The sequence below is a fragment of the Methanoculleus sp. genome (assembly GCF_020696975.1).
Taxonomy (GTDB): Archaea; Halobacteriota; Methanomicrobia; order Methanomicrobiales; family Methanoculleaceae; genus Methanoculleus.
Window position 1 is genome coordinate 125461 of sequence record NZ_JAJGBK010000003.1, and the last position, 16743, is coordinate 142203.

Consider the following 16743-nt stretch of genomic DNA (forward strand, 5'->3'; position numbering starts at 1 on the left):
AGTGTTGTTATCACCCTCCGCCGGGAACCTCTCTTTGCGATCACGGGGAGGGAGTCTCAAACCCCTCTCCTGTAAGGTAACCCGAGACGATATCGAAGATCGTTCCCGCGACGGCAACCTTCGCAGACCACATGGCTCCTGTAAGGTAACCCGAGACGATATCGAAGATCTGCTCTGCCTCGCGCACGGTTCCGTTGGCGGAGGCTTTACCGTACGTCAGGCCATAGTCGGCGGCCTCCCGCGCGGTCTTCGCTCTGCGGAGGTCGGAGACAATTGCAGGAGGCAGCAGCCCTCTGTCGACGAACAACTCTTCGATGGCGGCTATAAGGCACTCGTGGCTCTTCTCGACGTAACCAGCGCTAAAGAGCAGCGATTTGCAGGCGTGGAACATTGAGTAGTATGCTTGATGATCGTCCACTTGAAGTCCGAGTCACAGAGGGAGTTCTTCGCCGAATCGAGATCTCGTTTCGCTTCGGCTAACTCCTTCTCGACCATCGCACTGCTTGCGGGCCGTTTGACCACACCCCGGCGGCTCACGCAGTCCTGAAACCTGTACGACATTCCTCACCCGCCTAGAACAATCCCCTGCCAGATGCTATCGAAGAATGGAGCATCTTCGGTCTTTAATCGATAGGTTTCGTCCGGAGTATGGACGACCGGGGAGAGTTCCCGCGAGAGGGCGGCCCGGTGCCGTTGCAGCACCTCCCGGACGGCTTCTTTTTCGGCGGTCTCGATATAGAGGTCGATATCGCTCGCGGACGTGTCTTCCCCTCGTGCACAACTGCCGTAGAGGACGACGCTCGCCGTCACCTCCTGCAGGTCGCGGACGAGGGGCTGCAGTTCCAGGAGCGTGAACCAGATCTTCGTCTGCCGGAGGAGGACGCTCTCCACCCTCGCCTGGTAAAAGGCAAGGTTTCCCACATCTTCGCGGGCGACCAGGCCCATTGCCTCCAGGTCTTTGAGGTTTTTGCTGACGAGCGAGACGTCGCGCCCCACCGTCCGCGAGAGTTCCCGGACGTGGAACTTTTTCGTGTATTCCCTTCCGAGGACGACGAGGAGGATCAACGACGACTTCCGGAGGAGCGAGCCGTATGCGTCAAGGAAATCCCAGGGGTGGAGGTTCCCGGCCGGGGTGGGCTCCGGGGTCTTGTTGTGCGGGTGTCGTCGGGTGGGGTTTTCCATTTGTTGATTTAAATTCAACGTATGTTGATATTTAGTCATCAGTTGTTGAGTATATGTCAACTGAAATACATAAAGGCATCTCTGTGGGGAATCGTCACCGGCACAGGCGTACCCGGGCGACTTCTCTATCCCCTCATTTACAATATCTATCAGTTTGTTACATTTTGATAGATAATGATAAAAAGGATCGATGCAATAGATGAAATTTAACCATGAAACTCCCTCACACTCCCGAATACTCTCCGGCAGATGTAAAAAAAGCCTGGGAGCATCCGGATACCAGAGATGTGATCGACGCGGTCTTCAACTACAACAAACGGTACCTGCACTGGGAAGAGCTCAAACGGCGCGATCTTCCGGTAGACCCCCTCTACGTCTGGATACTGATGAAGGCCTTCAGAGAGAGGGATATGAAACATGTCTCGTTCGACGATCTTCAGTTGAAATATAATCTTCTTGATGATTTCCTCGAAAACCTTCATTTTCTTGACAGAACGGCAGCGGAGATCATCTCATTGGGCCTCGATTCGCTGCCCCAAAGTCGGAACCAGTTCATCATCAACTCTCTGATGGAAGAGGCGATTGCATCGAGCCAGATCGAGGGAGCCGCAGTCACGAGGACAATTGCGAAAAAGATGCTCCGTGAAAAGAGGAAACCCGCCACCAAAGACGAGAGGATGATCCTGAATAACTACATCACGATGAAGAGGATCACTCAGATAAAGGACGAAGATCTGACCCCGGAGCTGATTCTGGAGATCCACAAGACCATCACCAGGGATACGCTCGAAGACCCGGACGATGAAGGTGGGTTCAGGGACAATAACGAGATCGGGGTTTTTGATTTCAGAGGCAATGTCCTGCACACACCTCCCGATTTCGCGTCGATCGAAGGACTCATCGAGGAACTCTGCGCCTTTGCAAATAATGACGACGGGCAGTTCATCCATCCGGTGATCAAAGGCATCACCCTGCACTTTTTGATGGGATACATCCATCCGTTCAATGACGGGAACGGTCGGACTGCACGGAGTATCTTTTACTGGTACATGCTCCGGAAGGACTACTGGCTGTTCGAACACATGGCGGTATCCAGAGCGATAAAAGATGCGGAGGGGCAATATAAACTCGCATACCTCTATACCGAGAGCGATGAGAACGACCTCACGTACTTCATCCGCTACAATCTTGCCGCAGTAAAGACCGCGGTCGACAATATCCAGAAGTATATCGAGAAGAAGCAGAAAGAGAGCAAACAGGCGTTAACCATCCTTCAGAAGAACGAGGGGCTGAGCCTTCGCCAGGCAGAGATCATCAAATCCCTTATCAAACACCCGGATAAGCCGATCACGATCAAGGAGATCGTCGAGACATACCGCGTGGCGTATGGAACGGCGAGGAGTGATCTCTTCCGCCTCGAAGAACTGGGGTACCTGGCGAAGCGGAAGTCGGGCAAGGAGTACGTCTTCATATTCAGGGGTTGGAAAGGATGAACTTCTGATATCGTTCAGATATCTATGGTAATCGGAGTTACTCCTGCTCGGCCAGCCGAACCGCTATCCGCATCATCTCACGCCCGCGTTGCGGCAGCTCTTCATGGCCTTCCATGTACCGGTGAAAACGCAGCGCATCCTCCCGGGTCAGTTCCAGTCCGGTTTTCAGTGGATTTGCCATGGTTCCGACGCCTCCTCAAGCGGACGATCACAATATAAACAGTGGGTCATTCATATTGACGCGAGAGTCTTCATGTTAGCCTAAAATCTCGATTGCTTCTCTTAAATACTGAACAAAACATCTCTAATTAACTATTCAGCAATGTTAGCACGTTTGAAAAAGTATTTAATATCTGAGTGGGAATAAGGCCATTATCTAAAAGGTGAGGAATAATGGCTAATGAGAGAATTAATAACCCCAAGACTCATGCGGACTACCGTATCCGCCAAAGAACGACAAAGAATGGCACAAAAGGTCAGATAATGGGTCGGTACAGGATGCGCAAGTAGTTTGGATCAGCTGCAACGATTTCTTTCACATGACAACTATGTGAGCAGGTGTTTGCAGGATAGAGGAGCTTAAGTTAGTGATCAAGATATCTTTGCCGGAAGGGGACTCTCTTTCCATCCTTCCACAGGGGGATTTTAATATAGAAACAACTTTCCTCCACATTTCTGCCTACAATTTGCTCAAGTAATTGAAATTGCAGTTTACAATTTGAAAATATAAATTCGAAACGCATATACGAACTATCTCCCTTATTGGCAATAGTTGAGAGACTGAACGCCGGGTGTGTCAATGCTAGGTAAACATCATATCTCTATCAGTATTGGAAGTGGACTTCTACTCACAGCACCTTGGTTTTTATCCGCGCCTGTGTCGGTTACGATTTTCATCGCAGGAACGATAATTGGATCACTGTTACCAGATACTGACGCTGCAGATTCAAAATTACACTATATGGATGGAATTGCGAAATTTTTCAGTCTAATAATGAGGCCAGTTGTTTTCCCGCTTACGGGATATGTGTTCTATCTTCTCCGTCAGCCATTCAATCCATCACACAGAGGGTCTATGCATACATTCCTAGGTTTGGCCGTTTACACATCCATACTTGCAGTAATTATTAACCTTGGCCTTGCCGTCCTTGGATTCTGGAACGTCCTTCTGCTATTTTTCACAATTGGGTTGTCTTTTGGGGGGCTTTTCCACATATTTGAGGATTGCTGCACGAAAAGTGGAATTTGTCCGTTAATGCCGTATAGTAAACATTGGTTTGGAGGTGGAATCAGTACCAGAGATCACCAAGATAAACGCCCAGAACAGTATTCCACAGGCTTGATCGTATTGGCTGTTGGCATAATGATAGCCGAACAGCATTTCAGGTTTGAACCACTTCAGGTTGCACCTTTCTCTATCCTGATATTCACTATTGCATGGGTTACTATCTACATAATGTCCAAATCATCTGCGAAACGGCAATATAGGCGTTGATTTGAGGGGACAGAATGGAAAAACCTAGTTTAGCCAAACATTTGCTGAGGCAAGATGGTATCGTTATCCCAGAGAAAATATTTAAGCAAAAGTTTATGGAACAATTTGAACGGGCACTATATTCAAAACAACCAATAATCGTTTCATACTTTTTTAAAAAAGCATCAAATAATATGGCCGAATGTCTTAACTATGAAAATATTGAGGTGTTCTTTAACCGCCTCGTTTCAGATAAGTATTATTTGGAGGGAAAGTATTGTGACTTAATAACAGAAGATGATAAAAAGATTCTAAATTTGGTAGCAAAAACTTCGCAATCCCCCGTAAAAGATTTTCTAGAAATTTCTGGGCCATTAGTTTACCTAACAGAAGTAATTGGAGAACTAGAAGAAAAATGGGGGGAAATACCTCAAACAATTCAGATTAGCGTGTTTATTTGGCTCTTTAGTACTACATTCGAGTTAATTTTGCATATGACGGACAGGCGACTATTTGCAGTTATACTAGATGATGATTCGATCAATAATAACGACAGAAGAATTGTGAAATTTCGAGAGGATGTTAAAAGAGATGAGTATCACGACCATGCACTACCCGGGATGATCAATGGCGTTCTTCAGGCAATTCTCGGGATGCCTCCTAACAACAATTCTATTTTTGGAAATAATAGCGATCCTAAATCTATTCGGAATAAGATCTCACATTCAAATTTGTTTTACGATTCGGAAAAAAATAAAATTGTCCGCCTTGATGGCAAGGAGTACGAAGTTGAAGATCTCCTTAAATATTACTTTCATATGTATCAATTTTTAATAAAGTGGATAGAAATCTCTCTGGATTCTCCGGTTCAAGATATTGATCTTGAACAAAAATTTGGAGGCGAAATGGAGTCTTTCTTTAACACATATTCGCAAAAATTTGCGAAATATCAGCGTTATGGGTACCAGAAGTATTTTTCGATGTATATTATTAATCTGTACAGGGAAGCCAAAGGTAGCAGTTGAAAATGATGTAATAAGAGTGTACTGTCCTTCAAGTAACTTTTCAGAATCACATGATTTCACATGTGAGAATGCACTTTCACTACTGACCTATAACCCACCCAAAAAATGCGAGTGGCAGGATTCGAACCTGCGAACTCCTTCGAGAATCGATCTTGAGTCGATCACCTTTGGCCGCTCGGTAACACTCGCGCCTGTACCTTTTGAACCTCAAAAGTAATGAGCTTGATGGCGGCCGGCCCCGCCGGACGAAGACCCGATCCCGGACGGCCTCCGGCGCCGGGCGGCTCCTCTACATGAAATCCGCAAGCCCCAATTGCTTCTCCGGGGGCTCGCCGAAGGTCGACTCGATCTGCATGAAGAGAACCTCCACCCGCTGCTTCGTGTACTCGGTTATCGCGTAGGTCGCGCATATGTTGCGCGACATCTCCAGGTACTTCTTCACCGAACCCTCGTGGACGGTCGGAATGACGTTCCCCCCACAACGCGTGCACTTCCCGGCAAGCGGCATCCGCCGGTACTTCGCGTTGCACTTCATGCACCGCACCTTCTGTTTCGAGAAGGCGTTGAGGTTCCCCTGGAGGTCGCGGATGAAGTGGGTGTTCAGGACCCGCTCGGCAACGTCGTCCTCGTCCACGGCACGGATCTTCTTTGCGAGGTCGAGTTCCGCCTCAAGTTTGTCGAGCATCGAGCCGAGTTTCGTGTAGGTCGACTCGAGCGGCCCCGCCGATATGTTCGATGTCGGGTGGGTGAAGAGGAACCCCTCGACCTGGGCCGGGGTGCCGAGCCGCCGCTCCACCCGGTCGACGTACTTGTCGAGGTCTTTTGGGTGGGTGTAGGTGAGACAGCCGTTGTAGACCTCGATCGGGTAATGGTCGCAGACGTCGACGTTCAGGCTCTCCTTGTCGACCTCCGCCGGGTCGATCCGGGTGGTCAGGACGAGCGGCGCATCCATCGTCCCGCCCCGGGTCTCGGGGAGGTAGGCGCGGGAGAAGTTGATCAGCCCGTCGAGGAGGAGCATCACGCAGTCCTCGTCGCCGTCGCACTGCCCGCAAAAGATGCCGTTTGCGATCAGCGTATGGTTATCGGCGACCGTCAGACAGTAGACCCGGTCGTCGAGCGCCTGGACGGTCTCGCGGAAGACGACCTCGTCCGCCACGACGAGCCCGCCCTCCTCCACCGGGACCCGGTCGCCGACCGCGACCTCGAGCGCCCGGATCTTCCGGAGGTAGTCGGTATCCCAGACGAGCATCGCGTGATCGGGCGTGACCGTAAGGATCTTCCCCCGCTTCGTCGCGAACCGGATGAGGTGCGCCGGGGCCCGGTGGACTGAGACGGAAGTGACCTTTTTGATGCTGACCTTTCCCTGCGGGTCGATGCTCTTCACAAAATACGGCTGCCGGGGGTCGGAGTAGAACGTCCCCACGTGGTCGATCCCCGGCTTTGCGACATCAAAGTTCTCCACGACGAACTGCCGGATGGGGACCGTCGTCCACCCCCGGCCGCCCGAGACGGTGATCTCCGTCTCGCCGGAGAAACAGTTCCGCCGTTTTGCTGCGTGGAAGAACGGGTGGCCGTAGCCGACCGGGGCCTTCGAGTACCCGATCAGCCGGACGAGGACCCCGGCACTCGTGTGCGGCGCAAGCCCCATCAGGAGCTGCCCCACCAGGTCAAGCGGCTTCTCCGCCCGGTAGAAGGGCTCGAGCCCGTAGACCCGGACCAGGAGATCGTCGACGAACTTCGCGACCCGCACGAGCCACTCTCCGCAGCCCTCCGAGACAAGGATGTCCTGGTGGCGGAGTTCCAGCACCTGGTCGGCGCTGACGAGTTCCCGGCCGTAGGTATCGTGGGTGTAGCCGAGTTCCCGGAGCCGCTCGACGGGGACGCCGACCTCGTCCGGCCGGAAGTGGGTCAGGGGAAGGTCGATCATGTCGTAGCGGACCGTCCCGTCTTTGAAGACATAAAGGTTCTGCAACGCCCGGAGGATCCCCTTCTCGATGGATTCCACCGGCCGTTCGCGGGAGATCAGCCCCTTGACGCCCTTGAGGAGCGGGATCGCCGACTCACGCACCCCGAGGTGCGCGAGCGCCGCCGCGTACTCGCTCTTCACGTTGATCGAGACCTTCTGGAGGCAGGCCGTCGGCATGTTGCACCGGGGGCAGACATCCTGCCCGACGTCCTTGCCGCACTTTGGGCACCGGAATACCGGGACCGTGTGCGCCCCGCATTCGCAGAGGTTCTTGTAGGTGAAGGCGCCGCAGGCGGGACAGCGCCGCTCGCCGACCTCCACCTCGATCACGCCGCCGTCGGTGTTCGACCGGGGTTTCGAGGTGCAGGCCGCCTGGAACGACCGGCGCGACCCGCCCTCGTCCCCGATGGGGAAGAGCGAGTGGGGCGGCGGTTTCATCTCCCGCGGTTTCGACTTCCCCGGCCGCCCCATCCGGCCGCCGACCCGGGTCCCGGCCCTCGAGCGGACCGTAAAGCCCGAGAGGTGCATCACGAGGTCGAGCGAGTTCTCCATCGGGGCGTCCTGCCACGCCGGCCGCTTTTCGAGTTGGAGCGTCAGGCCGAGGCAGGCGAGCAGCACCAGGTGTTCGCCGATCGCGATTCGGTCCCCCGAAAGGCGGTGGGGGACCAGGAGTTCCTCGAGGACTGCCTTCACCTCCGGGGTGTTCTCGAGCATCAGCACCCCGTCCTCGACCCTGCCGCCGGTGCTGACCGCGTCCGCAAGGAGGGCGATATCGGCCGGGGCGACGTCGTCCCACATGTAGGTGTAGTCGGGATGGAGTGGGACCCCCTCGAGTGCGAACTCGATCGCCTCAAGTTCGTTTGCCGGCCGCCGCGTCCCCCCTTCGAGCCGCCACCACTCCTCGCAGTAACTCGGGGGCATCAGGGGGTGGTTGTTCTCCATGAACTCCCCGAAACTGATCAGGATCTCGCCGACGTCCAGGATCTCCTCGATCTTTCCTGCGATCCGTTTGGCCTCCGCCGCGTCGTCGACCCGGAGGACCTCGCCGCTCCGGAGTTTGACCGTCGGCCCCTGGATCGAGTCCACGGGCACGATCCCCGCCGCCTTTCCCGGCCGTTCGACCTTCATCTGGGTCCCGACCGCGAGGAAATCCCCGAGGATATGCATCGTCGCCGGGTTCAGGCCCGCGGCCGCAAACCCGGTGTTCCGCGCCCGGCCGAGGCGGAGCCGGAACCCGCCCTTGCGCATCGGGTACGAAAAGACCGGCCGGCCGCCGATCAGGTCCCGGATGTACTTGTCCTTCGGCTTGATCGCGGCGCCCTTATCGTCGTCGCTGGTCTTCGGGCCGCCGCCGATCATCACCTCCAGCCAGTCCCATCCCTCCATCTTCATTTTCCGGACGTTCTTTAAGACTTTCGGGGCTTTCAGGGCGAGCCCCTCGGCGACGACGAGCGCCATCCCGCCCCGGACGGTGTTCGTCTCCACCCGCTCCAGGTTCCGGTAGCCGCTCACCTCCTGCTGCTCGGTCGGTTCGCCGTCGATGCAGACCGGGCAGTTCTCGATGATCATCCGGAGCTCCTTCTCGCTCGGGAGATACTGCAGGCTCATGATGTTGTTGTACTGCCGGATCTCCTCGATGTAGCGCTCCACCTCCTCCGGGCGGGGGATGTAGCGGTTGATCCCGAGCGCCTGGCGGACGTAGTCGCCCACCAGGACCGAGAGCGCCTGCGCCGTCCCGCCGGCACTCCGGATGGGGCCCGCGTAGTAGATCTTTAAGTACTCCGTCCCGTCGTCGTTCTTCCCGAGGCTGACCTTCCCGATCCCCTCCGTCGGGGCGGCCACCACGCCTTCGGTCAGGAGCGCCATCGCTCCCCGGATGGCGTGGTCGAGGATCTCTTCAGGCGTCGTCTCGCCGAATTTCCGGGCCACAAAATCGTCGCCGATCCGGAGCGCCGCCTCTTCTCGCGACATTGTCTCTTCGAGTTCCCGGATCCGGGCCGCGATCCCTTTGTAGCCGAGGAGCGCCTCCACGCGGTCGGCGAGGTCGCTTGCTATCGGGATCTCGATCGCCGTCGTCGGGTCGAGTCCACGGGCCCGTGCGGCAGCGGCAAGCGCCATTGCGGACTCAAGACCGGCCTCGAGTCCGTCGAGGTACCGGGCGGTAGCAGGTGAGACCTCCATACATGAAGTATGGGTCTTTCACGCATTTAGAGAGCTCGGGGCCGCGTGCGGGGCCGGCCCCGGCGGCCTGTGAAAAGAGGCAGATTTCTGAGATATCTCGAATCCAGGCGTTTTAACCGTGCGGAATACATCCCCCTCTCACAGGCCGTCCGCAGCCTCAAGGGAGAAGAAGATCGTCGACCCCGTCCCCTCCCCGGAGTTCCGGGCCCATATCCGGCCTCCATGCCGCTCGACGATCCGCCTGCAGATGGCGAGGTCGAGGCCGGGAGACTCGAGGTCGTGCCGGGAGGGTTCGGTCCTCTTATACTCGGCGAAGACCCGCTCGAACTGCCCGGGAGTCATGGCGACGCCGGAATCGCTGACCGCGACGATGACGACCCCTTCTTCGCGGGCGGCGCTGATGCTGATCGTCCCGGTCCCGTTCGGCATGCTCCTTGCCGCATTGGCGATCAGGTTGTCGAAGACCTCGCCAAGGAGGACACGGTCGGCCCTGACGATGAGCCCTGTCGGGACACGGGTGTTGACGGTTATGGCCCGTGCCTTGAACGGGACGGCGTAGTTCCTCAGGACGTTCTTCAGTTCGGCGCGCAGGTTCAGCGGCTCGAGGTCGAGTTCGACGTGCAGGGAGTTCATATGAGCCAGCCGCAGGGTCTTCTCGACCAGGTCCTTCATGTAGGTGACGTTGCTGCCGGTGATCTCAAGGAGGCGCCGGAGCGCCGGGTCCTGCTCCAGCTGCAGGATCCGGGGCATGAGCGCGACCAGCGGGGTCAGGGGGGCCTTGAGGTCGTGCCCGAGTTGCGATATGAACTCGTTCTTCTGGGTGAGGAGTCTCTCCACGTCGGCGGTCCGTTCCCTGACGATCACGTCAAGATCCTGGTTGACGACACAGAGTTCGCTTCTCAGCGTCTCCAGTTCCTGGTTCTTCGCCTGGAGGTTCTTCGTAAACCCTTCGAGCGCCTTCTCAGTCTGGACGCGTTCGGTGATCTCGACACCGAGCTGCAGCATCAGGTTCGACCCGTCCGTGTCGGTGAAGGGGTAGGCGTGGACCTCGTAGGCCTTCCCGTCCTGGTGGCTCCACGTCCACTGCTGCGAGCTCTTGCGGGTGAAGACCGGCGCTCCCCGGCAGGGGTTGCAGGGTGTGGGAGAATCCTGCTGGACCTCGTAGCAGGGTCTGCCTTCAGGGTCGCCGAAGATCTCCCGGAACGCCCGGTTGGTGAACCTGAACGTGTGGTCCTCTCCCTGCAGGCTGACGTAGGCAGGAAGGGTGTCCAGGACCGAGAAGAGGCGGCAGCGCTCGGCGCTCAGGGTCTCCTCCATCTCTTTGTACCGGGTGATCTCCGAGACCCGGCAGGCTATGGTGGCCCGGTCGAGGTAGAGCCCCGAGAGGGCGAACCACCGGGATGCTCCGTCCCGGCCGACGAATTCCGTCTCGATAACGCCGACCTGCTCCCCCGGCTTTACCATGGCGAAGAACCGTTCGTGGTCTTCGGTAGAGGGCCAGATGCTTGATACCGGCAGGTTCTGCAGGTCATCTCTCGTATATCCCAGGATATCCGCGAATTCACGGTTCAGATCAGCAATCGTCCTGTTCTCGCTTCGAAGAAGGAACGCCCCGCCGGGCCCCCGCAGCATGTTCTCCCGGCGGCGGGTTGAGTACCCGATGGTTGAGGCGAGCGACGCGAGAGCAATCATGCCGACGAAGGGGAGGAGCGCCGCCGGGAGGGGTGCGGTCAGGTCGGGGTATGCCCGGAGCGAGACGATACTGAGCCCGGCCAGCCCGAAGACGGTAGCGACGACAATCCCCCTCTCGTGGTAGTGGTAACCGGCGAGTATGGCGGAGATGAAGAGGAGGGGCCAGAGGATGAGGCCGGTTCCGGGGGGCTCCACGAGCGCGGTGATGAGGACTGCAGTAAGTGCGATGCCTGTAATCAGTACTGCCCGGGAGTTCCCGGAGAGCCCTTCCCGCAGGAACCGGGAGGGAGGTTCTGCCACATGAGGTGCCATCAGACTTAGAATCTGAGGGCTTTTGGATCATTTATTGTTCACGGATCGGCCCGCATCCCTGGCGGTTTCCAGTGCTTCGGTGAGTGGGGTGGCGCCCGGCTCTCCCATCTTCCAGAGGAGAAGCGCAGCCCGCTCCTGCGTCTTCGGGTCAGGGCTCTTCATCAGGCGGAGGAGCGGTTCAACCGCCGCCTCACCGATCCTCATGAGGGCCATCGCGGCGAACGGCTGGAGATCCGGGTCGGCGCTCTCGATGATACCGACGAGCGGTTCAACGGCGACCTCCCCCATCCCCACCAGGGCCGCCGTCGCGTAGCGCCGGAAGTCCCGGTCTCTTCCGGCACGCATCGCCTCGAGGAGCGGGTCGATTGCAGGCTCGCCGATCTGCACCAGCGCCCGCGCGGCATACCACCGGACGTCGTTATCGCCATCCTGCATCGCGGCGATGAGCGGCCTGACGGCTGCCTCTCCATGCTCGCCGAGTTCGGCGGTCGCGGCCCGGCGCGCCGCGAGAGGACCGCGCCTGAGGTCGGCAACCAGTTCACTAATCCGGGTCTCTTCAGTCATAGCGTTCAGGTGCTCCTTCGCTGGTGTTATGTCTTCCTGACGGCTCCGAGTGCTTCCCGGGCGGCCTCGCGCACCGCCTCCTCCTCATCGTTCAGGGCCGAGATCAGGGCATCGACCGAACCGGGATCGCCGATCTCCCCGAGGGCCGCCGCCGCCCCCGTGCGGACGCGCCGGTCATCGGCACCGAGCGCCGCAATGAGTGGCTCAACGGCAGACCTCCCGACCCGGCCGAGCGCGGCGACCACCGCCTCTCTCACCTCCCTCTCGTCCGTCCGGAGCGCGGCAAGAAGGACGGGGACGGCAGGATCACCGATATCCCCGAGCGCACCCGAGGCTCGCTGCCGCACTTCCCCATCAGGGTCGCGGAGGGCGCCGATGAGGGCCGTGACTGCCCTCTCACCCCCGATGCTCCCGAGCGCCAGCGCCGCCCCCCGCCGGACGCGGGTATCTCCGGCAGAGAGGGCCGCGATGAGCCTCTCCCGCGCAGGCTCGCCGATAGCCCCGAGTGCGAGGGCCACCCGGCTCCGGACGTAGGCGTCCTCGTCGTCGAGCGCCTCCATCAGCGCCGGGACCGCCGCGGGGTCGCCGATATCGCCGAGAGCGACCGCAGCCATCCACCGGACGTCGACGTTTCCGGCGCGCAGGCTCTCGGTGAGCGGTCCGACGGCCGGGGAACCCAGTTTGCCGAGCGCCTCCGTCGCCTTCCAGCGGACGCCGCTCTCGGGGTCCGAGAGGAGGGCGGCGAGCGGCCCGACCGCGGCGGTCTCTCCCGCATCCCCGAGACACCCGGCTGCCTGGTAGCGCTTCTCTGGGTCCCTGCTCGAGAGTCGGGCGATCAGTCTCCTTGTGCTCCGGTCGCACGCGGCTGCGTCGGGCTCACCGACACGGAGGTGCAGGCCGTCGGCACGCCGCCGCCCCGCGACCTCGAAGAGGTAGCCGAGGAGGTATGCGACGAGGATGAAGACCCCCGCACCCACGAGGGCGCCCGCTCCCGGGGGGCCGGAGAGCGTGTATTCGATGGCGACGCTGAGGAGAGCAAGCAGAATCGCCGGGTATACCGCGCGCCTCCCGTACCAGAATGCGGCGAGGACGATCACCGGGTAGAAGAAGTGGATATACGCAACGCCGGCATCAATCAGGAGACCCAGGAGAACAGAGAGCGCCGTGGCGAGAACAATGATTGCAAGCCTGCCCCATGCCGGTGTATCTGGCAGACCTGCAGGACTCATCCTTATGAGTGGATGCGGGCCGCACCCATAAAGAGTTTGTGCGGCGGGGTCTCGCCCTCACCGCGATTGTGGCGCTGCAGGCCTGGCCTTCCCGCCGCCGGTCCTGGCGAGCATGTCAAGCGACGCCCCGACGAACGCCGGGATGTCCTCTGGCTGCCGGCTCGAGACCAGGTTGCCGTCGATCACGACCTCCCGGTCGATGTACTCCGCACCCGCGTTCCTGATGTCCTGGGCAACGGACTTCCAGCCGGTGATCTTGCGGCCCCGGAGCACCTGCGCGTTGATCAGAAGCTGCGGCGCGTGGCATATGGCGAAGACCGGTCTCCCGCTCTCGACGAACCGGCGGACGAACTCGACGGGCTCGTCGTGGGCCCGGAGTTTGTCGGGCGAGTAGCCGCCCGGTATGAAGAGCGCGTCGAAGTCTTCCGGCGTTACGTCTGAGGCTGCCCGGTCGATCGTGACCGGCGTCTGCTCCTTCTTCCCGTGGACGGTCTCTCCTGCGGAGAGGCCGACGTGGACGAGTTCGTGGCCGGCTTCCCGGAACGCCGCCGCCGGTCGCGTATACTCGACATCCTCGAACATATCCGTAATCAGGACCGCTATCCTGCTCATTGTCCATACCTCCCCGGGCCGGACTGCCGACCCGGCACCGGATCGGTTCGGCCGGGAGATATAATGTTGCCGGATGGCCGGCCCCGGTCCCGCTGCCCGCCCATCCCGGCCGCCATTGAGGCCTTCTCGTGCGCGTTGGGGCGATCTCTATATCTTTTTATAGCCCGGTGCAGAACCGGAAGTGTATGGCCGTGTCGAATCAAAGCCCGGAGGGGGGCCCGAGCGCAGAAGGAGGGTCTCTCCCCGGGTGGCACACCCTCTCCGCCGGGGAGATCGAACAAAGACTCGACACCGGCCCAACAGGCCTATCTCCGGGAGAAGCCGAGGTGCGGCTGCAACGTTACGGGCCGAATGTTCTCCAGGAGGAGGCCCGGGAGACCCGTCTTCAGGTCTTCCTGCGGCAGTTCAAGAGCGTTCTCATCGTCATCCTGATCATCGCGGCAGCCGTCTCGTTCCTCGTCGGCGAGGCCATCGATGCCGCGGCAATCCTGATCATCGTCGTCTTGAACGCCCTGCTCGGGTTCTCCCAGGAGTGGCAGGCAGGGGAGGCGATCGAGGCCTTAAGGAAGATGCTCGTCCAGCACGCCGTGGTCGTCCGCGGCGGGGAGGGTCAGGAGATCGAGGCCTCCGCGATCGTCCCGGGAGACCTTGTCGTCCTCGAGATGGGAGAGAAGGTGCCCGCCGACCTCTTCATCACGGAGGCGACGTCGCTTGAGGTGGACGAAGCCCCGCTGACCGGGGAGTCGACGCCTGTCGACAAGGCGCCGGGGTCGCTTCCCGCCGGGACCCCGCTTGCCGAGCGGAGCAACATGGTCTTTGCAGGCACGACGGTGGTCAACGGGCGGGGGCGGGGGATCGCGGTCGCCACCGGGATGAAGACCGAGTTCGGTATGATCGCCGGCCTCTCTCAGCGGGTCGCGGACGAGACGACCCCGCTTGCCCGGCAGATGGACCGCCTCGGCCGCGACCTCGGGCTGATCGCCATCGGCACAGCCGTTCTCGTGGTCATCGTCGGCCTCCTGCAGCAGCGGGGTCTCCTTGAGATGTTCCTCGTCGGGGTCTCGCTCGCGGTGGCGGTGATCCCGGAAGGCCTCCCGGCGGTCGTGACGCTGACGCTCGCTCTCGGGATCAAGAACCTGATGCGGAGAAACTGCCTGATCCGCCACCTGCCGGCGTCGGAGACGCTCGGTGCGGTCTCGGTCATCTGCACGGACAAGACGGGGACCCTCACCCGGAACGAGATGGCGGTCGTCAGGGTGAGGACGCCTGATACGGAGGCCGAGGTGACCGGGGCCGGGTATCTCCCGATGGGCGAATTCCTCGTTGAGGAAAAACCTGTCGACCCCCTCACTGACCCGGGGCTCCGGCAGTTCCTCAGAACCGTCCTCCTCTGCAACCACGCAACCCTTGTCCTCGAGGAGGGAGGGTGGCGGATCTTCGGCACGCCGACCGAGGGGGCGCTCGTCGTCGCGGCGACGAAGGCCGGCCTCTCCCGTGATGATGCCCCGGAGGCGGTGAAGGAGTTCTCGTTCAACTCCACACGGAAACGGATGACGATCGTCTACCGGGAGGCGGAAGGGGACGTCGCCTACGTGAAAGGGGCGCCGGAAGTGCTCCTCGCCCGGTCGTCCCGGCTGCTCCGCGAGGGGTTGGCCGTGCCGCTCACGGACGACCTTCGCAAGACGCTTCTTGCCGAGATTGAAGAGTACGCGTCGCAGGGACTCCGGCTGCTCGGGGCGGCATACCGCCCGCTCCCGGCCGGCATCGAGTTGACCGAGGATGCGGTGGAAGAGGACCTGATCTTTCTCGGGTTCGCCGGGATCGTCGACCCTCCACGCCCGGAGGCGGCGGAGGCGATACGGCTCTGTCGGAGCGCCGGGATCGACGTGATCATGATAACAGGCGACAACCCGCTGACCGCCTACGCCATCGCCCGGGGCCTCGGGCTCCCGAGCGAGGGGGCGCTGACGGGGGCCGAACTCGAGGCCCTGAACGACGACGAACTCGAACGGCGTCTCCGGACGACGAAGGTCCTCTCCCGGGTCACGGCGGAGCACAAACTCCGGGTGATCGATATCCTCTCCCGGAACCGGGCGGTCATCGCCATGACCGGCGACGGCGTCAACGACGCTCCGGCGTTGAAGAAGGCGAGCATCGGTATAGCCATGGGGATCAAGGGGACGGATGTGGCAAAGGAGTCAAGCGACATGGTGCTCGTGGACGACAACTTCGCAAGCATCGTCGCCGGCGTCGAGGAAGGGAGGCGGGAGTACGACAACATCAGCCGGTTCACCCGTTACCTCCTCTCCTCGAACGTCGGCGAACTCGTCGCGATCGTCGGCGGGCTCCTCCTCGGCCTGCCCCTCATCCTCATCCCCGTCCAGATCCTCTGGATAAACCTGGTCACCGACGGCCTCACCGCCCTCGCCCTCGGCCTCGAGCCCGCCGAGCGGGACGTCATGCAGAGACGGCCGCGGGACCCCGCGGAGGCCATTCTCACGCGCAACGCCTACCTCGTCATCCTCATCCTCGGGGTCTGGCTCGGTCTGCTGACCATCTACGTCTTCTCCGGGCTCCACGAGGTCGACCTCGACCGGGCGCGGACGATGGCGTTTACCGGTCTCATCATCTTCGAGCTCTACAACGTGCTGAACTTCCGGTCGTTCCGCTACCCTCTCTACCGGGTCGGGTTCTTCTCAAACCCCTACCTGCTCCTCGCGATCCTCGGGAGCCTCGCCCTCCAGGCACTGGTCGTCTACGTCCCGATCTTCAACATCTTCCTCGGGACCGCGCCGCTGACCCTGGCCGACTGGGGGCTGCTCGCCCTGCTCGGGCTGCCGGTCCTGATTGCGGGGGAGGCCTACAAGATCATCCGGCTCCGGGCCGGGAGGGAGGACGAAACGCCTCCCGTACCGGCCTGAACCTTTCTGCCGGCACCCTGCCGATCTCCGGGGGTGCAGCGCCGAAACGGCGGTTTTTTCCCTCCATAGAGGCAGCATAAACCGGCATGATT

Annotated in this window: 12 protein-coding genes and 1 tRNA gene; 4 read left to right on the top strand and 9 right to left on the bottom strand. The window is 59.9% G+C overall.

Features of this window, described 5'->3' with window-relative positions; translation table 11 throughout:
* Window positions 1–40 precede the first annotated feature (40 nt).
* Together QZ650_RS00910 and QZ650_RS00915 are read right to left on the bottom strand one after the other, a co-directional pair.
* Window positions 41–418: a HEPN domain-containing protein gene (locus tag QZ650_RS00910; protein ID WP_292520213.1), complete on the bottom strand. Its 378-nt coding sequence runs from the start codon at window positions 416–418 to the stop codon at window positions 41–43.
* Window positions 419–564: 146 nt separating this feature from the next.
* A complete protein-coding gene (locus QZ650_RS00915) occupies window positions 565–1182 on the bottom strand; it encodes a nucleotidyltransferase domain-containing protein (RefSeq protein ID WP_292520211.1) in 618 nt (205 codons plus the stop codon).
* Between the two features lie 212 nt (window positions 1183–1394).
* Here QZ650_RS00915 and QZ650_RS00920 point away from each other — a divergent pair, with 212 nt between their 5' ends.
* Window positions 1395–2675: a Fic family protein gene (locus tag QZ650_RS00920; protein ID WP_292520210.1), complete on the top strand. Its 1281-nt coding sequence runs from the start codon at window positions 1395–1397 to the stop codon at window positions 2673–2675.
* Between the two features lie 37 nt (window positions 2676–2712).
* Here the strand turns inward: QZ650_RS00920 and QZ650_RS00925 are convergent, their stop codons facing one another.
* On the bottom strand, window positions 2713–2856 hold the full coding sequence (locus QZ650_RS00925; RefSeq protein WP_214166083.1) for a hypothetical protein: 144 nt from the start codon (window positions 2854–2856) through the stop codon (window positions 2713–2715).
* 618 nt (window positions 2857–3474) lie between these two features.
* Between QZ650_RS00925 and QZ650_RS00930 the strand changes: the two genes are divergently transcribed.
* Both QZ650_RS00930 and QZ650_RS00935 read left to right on the top strand, forming a co-directional pair.
* Complete coding sequence (locus tag QZ650_RS00930; RefSeq protein ID WP_083524863.1) at window positions 3475–4170, top strand: metal-dependent hydrolase; 696 nt, start codon at window positions 3475–3477, stop codon at window positions 4168–4170.
* A 14-nt stretch (window positions 4171–4184) separates the two neighbouring features.
* A complete protein-coding gene (locus QZ650_RS00935) occupies window positions 4185–5174 on the top strand; it encodes a hypothetical protein (protein ID WP_292520205.1) in 990 nt (329 codons plus the stop codon).
* 106 nt (window positions 5175–5280) lie between these two features.
* On the opposite strand, the gene QZ650_RS00940 is transcribed toward QZ650_RS00935, so the two are convergent.
* From QZ650_RS00940 to QZ650_RS00965, 6 genes are all read right to left on the bottom strand, one after another.
* Window positions 5281–5363 (bottom strand) — tRNA-Leu (locus QZ650_RS00940).
* A gap of 100 nt (window positions 5364–5463) precedes the next feature.
* The gene (locus QZ650_RS00945) at window positions 5464–9321 is read right to left on the bottom strand and encodes a DNA-directed DNA polymerase II large subunit (protein WP_292520203.1); all 3858 of its coding nucleotides are present in this window, start codon (window positions 9319–9321) and stop codon (window positions 5464–5466) included.
* A gap of 138 nt (window positions 9322–9459) precedes the next feature.
* A complete protein-coding gene (locus tag QZ650_RS00950; protein ID WP_292520200.1) occupies window positions 9460–11325 on the bottom strand; it encodes a PAS domain-containing sensor histidine kinase in 1866 nt (621 codons plus the stop codon).
* Between the two features lie 27 nt (window positions 11326–11352).
* Window positions 11353–11889 (bottom strand): HEAT repeat domain-containing protein, encoded by a 537-nt coding sequence (locus tag QZ650_RS00955; protein ID WP_292520198.1) that lies wholly within the window; start codon window positions 11887–11889, stop codon window positions 11353–11355.
* Between the two features lie 26 nt (window positions 11890–11915).
* Window positions 11916–13118, bottom strand: a complete 1203-nt coding sequence (locus QZ650_RS00960) for a HEAT repeat domain-containing protein (protein WP_292520196.1) — start codon at window positions 13116–13118, stop codon at window positions 11916–11918.
* Window positions 13119–13175: 57 nt separating this feature from the next.
* Entirely contained in the window at window positions 13176–13730 is a 555-nt protein-coding gene (locus QZ650_RS00965; protein ID WP_292520194.1) for a type 1 glutamine amidotransferase domain-containing protein, read from the bottom strand.
* A 185-nt stretch (window positions 13731–13915) separates the two neighbouring features.
* Here QZ650_RS00965 and QZ650_RS00970 point away from each other — a divergent pair, with 185 nt between their 5' ends.
* Window positions 13916–16651 (top strand): HAD-IC family P-type ATPase, encoded by a 2736-nt coding sequence (locus tag QZ650_RS00970; RefSeq protein WP_292520191.1) that lies wholly within the window; start codon window positions 13916–13918, stop codon window positions 16649–16651.
* Window positions 16652–16743: the final 92 nt, after the last annotated feature.

Coding starts and splice junctions, on each gene's coding strand:
- QZ650_RS00935 (WP_292520205.1), top strand. CDS start 4,185: ATGGAAAAACCTAGTTTAGCCAAACATTTGCTGAGGCAAGATGGTATC.
- QZ650_RS00960 (WP_292520196.1), bottom strand. CDS start 13,118: ATGAGTCCTGCAGGTCTGCCAGATACACCGGCATGGGGCAGGCTTGCA.
- QZ650_RS00915 (WP_292520211.1), bottom strand. CDS start 1,182: ATGGAAAACCCCACCCGACGACACCCGCACAACAAGACCCCGGAGCCC.
- QZ650_RS00950 (WP_292520200.1), bottom strand. CDS start 11,325: ATGGCACCTCATGTGGCAGAACCTCCCTCCCGGTTCCTGCGGGAAGGG.
- QZ650_RS00920 (WP_292520210.1), top strand. CDS start 1,395: ATGAAACTCCCTCACACTCCCGAATACTCTCCGGCAGATGTAAAAAAA.
- QZ650_RS00925 (WP_214166083.1), bottom strand. CDS start 2,856: ATGGCAAATCCACTGAAAACCGGACTGGAACTGACCCGGGAGGATGCG.
- QZ650_RS00970 (WP_292520191.1), top strand. CDS start 13,916: ATGGCCGTGTCGAATCAAAGCCCGGAGGGGGGCCCGAGCGCAGAAGGA.
- QZ650_RS00930 (WP_083524863.1), top strand. CDS start 3,475: ATGCTAGGTAAACATCATATCTCTATCAGTATTGGAAGTGGACTTCTA.
- QZ650_RS00965 (WP_292520194.1), bottom strand. CDS start 13,730: ATGAGCAGGATAGCGGTCCTGATTACGGATATGTTCGAGGATGTCGAG.
- QZ650_RS00945 (WP_292520203.1), bottom strand. CDS start 9,321: ATGGAGGTCTCACCTGCTACCGCCCGGTACCTCGACGGACTCGAGGCC.
- QZ650_RS00955 (WP_292520198.1), bottom strand. CDS start 11,889: ATGACTGAAGAGACCCGGATTAGTGAACTGGTTGCCGACCTCAGGCGC.